Raw genomic sequence first — 3,019 nt, forward strand, 5'->3', positions numbered from 1 at the left:
TTCACGGTTGCGATCGACGCGGGTCATGGCGGCGAGGATCCGGGCGCAATCGGCGGCGGCGGCACGTACGAAAAACATATCGCGCTCGATATCGCCAAGAAACTGCGCGCCAAGATCGATGCCCAGCCGAACATGCGCGCCATGATGACGCGCGACAACGACTTCTTCGTGCCGCTCAACGTGCGTGTGCAGAAGGCGCGCCGCGTGGGCGCGGACCTGTTTGTATCGATTCACGCCGATGCGTTCACCACGCCATCCGCGCGTGGGTCGTCCGTGTTTGCGTTATCCGATCATGGCGCATCGAGCGCGGCTGCACGCTGGATGGCGAACAAGGAGAACTCGTCGGATTCCATTGGCGGCATCAACGTGACAACCCAGGATGCAAGCGTCAACCGAGCGCTCTTCGACATGTCCACGACTGCCCAGATCCGCGATTCCATGCGCTATGGCAATTTCGTGCTCAACGAGATCGGCGATATCAACAAGCTGCACAAGGGCTCGGTGGAGCAAGCCGGCTTTGCCGTACTGAAGGCGCCGGATATTCCGTCCATTCTTGTGGAAACCGCGTTCATCAGTAACCCGGAAGAAGAGCAGCGCCTGAACGACGACGCGTATCGCGACAAGATGGCCAACGCGATCATGAAAGGCATCAAGCGATATTTCGCGGCGAACCCGCCCTTGGCGAAGAGCCGGATGACCTGAAGCAATGCACCATGCCGGCGTCTCAGCGCGCCGGCATCAACCGTTGCCTCAACCATCCACCGAACACATTCACGGCCAGCCCGGCCATAACCAGGACCGCGCCGACAAACTGCATGGAGCTCAGTCCTTCGTCGAGCAGCAGTGCGGCCGATGCCAGTCCCACAATGGGCACGAGCAGCGAGAACGGCGCCACCTGACTCGCCGGATAACGCCCCAGCAGCTTTCCCCACAGCGTGTAGCCGAGCATCGTCGCGATAAACGCCAGATACACGATCGCGAGAACCGACGTCGTGGAAATGGCCGCGAGGCTTGCCTCGATGCGCGCCGGCCCTTCCATCACCAATGACAAGGCCAGGAACGGCAGCGGCGGCACGAGGCTCGCCCACACGACAAGCGACAGCAAGTCGACCTTGCCCATGCGCTTGGTAATCACGTTTCCGATTCCCCACATTGCCGATGCCGCCACCGTCAGCAGAAAGCCCGCGACGGTCATGGCGTGACCCGCCTGCATGCCGATCACGGCGAGCCCGCACGCGGCAATCAGCAAGCCCAATATGTTCGGCCCGCGAATCTGCTCGCCCAGGATCATGGCCGCGAAGATCAGCGTGAAAAACGCCTGCGCCTGCAAGACGAGCGAGGCGAGACCCGCAGGCATGCCCACGGACATTGCGTAGAAGAGCAGCACGAACTGACCAAGCGAGATGGTCGCGCCGTATGCGAATACCCATAGAAAGGGAACGGCCGGGCGCTTGACGAAAAACACCGCCGGCACCGCCACCAGCGAGAATCGCAACGCCCCGAGCAGCATGGGCGGCACGCCGTGCAAACCGACCTTGATCACGACGAAATTCACGCCCCAGGCAAGAATCACGATCAGCGCGGACAACAAATCCCTTGGCGACGCAGCCATCTCCGTTAGTTGTATTCGATCTTCGCCGATCGTCTGGATCGCACGTGAATCGATACTTTAGCGGACGTTTTTGCAACTGCGTTGTACAAACTCACGGCATGGCCCATTCGGACAAGGCCACGCTGACAGTTTTGAACAAAGAAAAAGCGCTTGTACCGGGACCGGCACAAGCGCTTCTCAAGATCCCCGGGATTTACTTGCCCTGGCCGTTTTCCACTGCGGCGCTGGCGCCCGTTTCGACCGCCGGCGTTTTGCTCTTGTTAGCCGACAAGCCATTCGACGACTTGTTGGTCCCGTGGCGTTGCATACGATGTTTTTTCATCGGCGCAGAGGCGCCCGACATCGGTGCGGCGGTGGAGTCACCGGCCGTCGAGTTGTCGCTCGATGTCTGCGCGAAAGCGCTGCCGGTAGCAAGAAGTCCAGCCGTAAGGGCGATCAATAGCGTATTTTTGGTCATTATCAAAACTCCTGTCTTATGCAAAAGGGACGTTCAAGTGCTGCGGTTTTCAGGGATTGCGGTAACCATCTGCGTAACCACGAACCATAGGCCTTACGGCCTATCGCCGGATGACGCATGCATGCTTCAACCCGGCGCCCAGTAGAATTGCAGTTCCGAGCACGCAACCGAGCGTTCACATGTCTTCCACAATCGAAGCGTTTCTCAAGCCACACCAGCACGACGTCGGCAACCTTACAGTGCGGCGCGTGTTGCCCGCGCTAGCTGTCCGCACGGTCGGGCCGTTCATCTTCTTCGACCATATTGGTCCCGCAACGCTCGTGCCCGGCGTGGGGCTCGACGTCCGGCCGCATCCGCACATCGGGCTTGCGACGGTGACGTATCTGTTCGAGGGCGCGATCATGCATCGCGACAGCCTCGGTTCCTTGCAGAAGATCTCGCCCGGGGACGTGAACTGGATGACGGCGGGACGGGGTATCGTGCATTCGGAACGCACGCCGGACGAAGAACGCGCCGCAGGCCAGACCATGCACGGCATCCAGACGTGGATCGGCCTCCCGGTCGATGCCGAAGAGGTGGCGCCCTCGTTCGAGCATCATCCGGCCGCGACCCTTCCGCTAGTCGAACGCAACGGCGTGCGCTTGCGGGTGATCGCGGGCAGCGCTTTCGGCGAAACGGCGCCGACCACCAACTTCTCGCCGACGTTGTACGTCGCAGCCGAATTCACCCCGGACAGCGCCGTGACGCTCGATACAGAGCACGAAGAGCGCGGTGTGTATTTACTGGAAGGCGACCTCACCATCGACGGCGACGAAGTGCCGGGGGCGGTCCTTCGCCATCCTTGTCCTTCGATGGACGCTTCTGTTCCTGCGGACGCTTCGGGTCCTGGCCTTTATTTTCGCCATTGCCGTCGCCCCGCCCCCAGCGCGGGTCGTTGATCGAAAAGACGG

3 protein-coding genes and 1 pseudogene are annotated in these 3,019 nt (G+C 61.0%); 2 read left to right on the forward strand and 2 right to left on the reverse strand.

Features of this window, described 5'->3' with window-relative positions:
• Positions 1 to 702 (forward strand): N-acetylmuramoyl-L-alanine amidase (locus tag ACRXB1_RS33680; RefSeq protein ID WP_449494492.1); only part of this gene is annotated, 702 nt, incomplete at its 5' end.
• A gap of 22 nt (positions 703 to 724) precedes the next feature.
• On the opposite strand, the gene ACRXB1_RS33685 is transcribed toward ACRXB1_RS33680, so the two are convergent.
• A complete protein-coding gene (locus ACRXB1_RS33685) occupies positions 725 to 1,612 on the reverse strand; it encodes an EamA family transporter (RefSeq protein WP_449494493.1) in 888 nt (295 codons plus the stop codon).
• A 193-nt stretch (positions 1,613 to 1,805) separates the two neighbouring features.
• Positions 1,806 to 2,069, reverse strand: coding sequence for a hypothetical protein (locus tag ACRXB1_RS33690; RefSeq protein ID WP_062167853.1), 264 nt, complete (start codon positions 2,067 to 2,069; stop codon positions 1,806 to 1,808).
• 179 nt (positions 2,070 to 2,248) lie between these two features.
• Between ACRXB1_RS33690 and ACRXB1_RS33695 the strand changes: the two are divergent.
• Positions 2,249 to 2,878, forward strand: a pseudogene (locus ACRXB1_RS33695) (pirin family protein); the annotation flags it as partial.
• Positions 2,879 to 3,019: the final 141 nt, after the last annotated feature.

Source organism: Caballeronia sp. M23-90 (genome assembly GCF_053574605.1).

Excerpts from the sequence above, each read along its gene's own strand:
- ACRXB1_RS33685 (WP_449494493.1), bottom strand. The coding sequence starts at position 1,612 with ATGGCTGCGTCGCCAAGGGATTTGTTGTCCGCGCTGATCGTGATTCTT.
- ACRXB1_RS33690 (WP_062167853.1), bottom strand. The coding sequence starts at position 2,069 with ATGACCAAAAATACGCTATTGATCGCCCTTACGGCTGGACTTCTTGCT.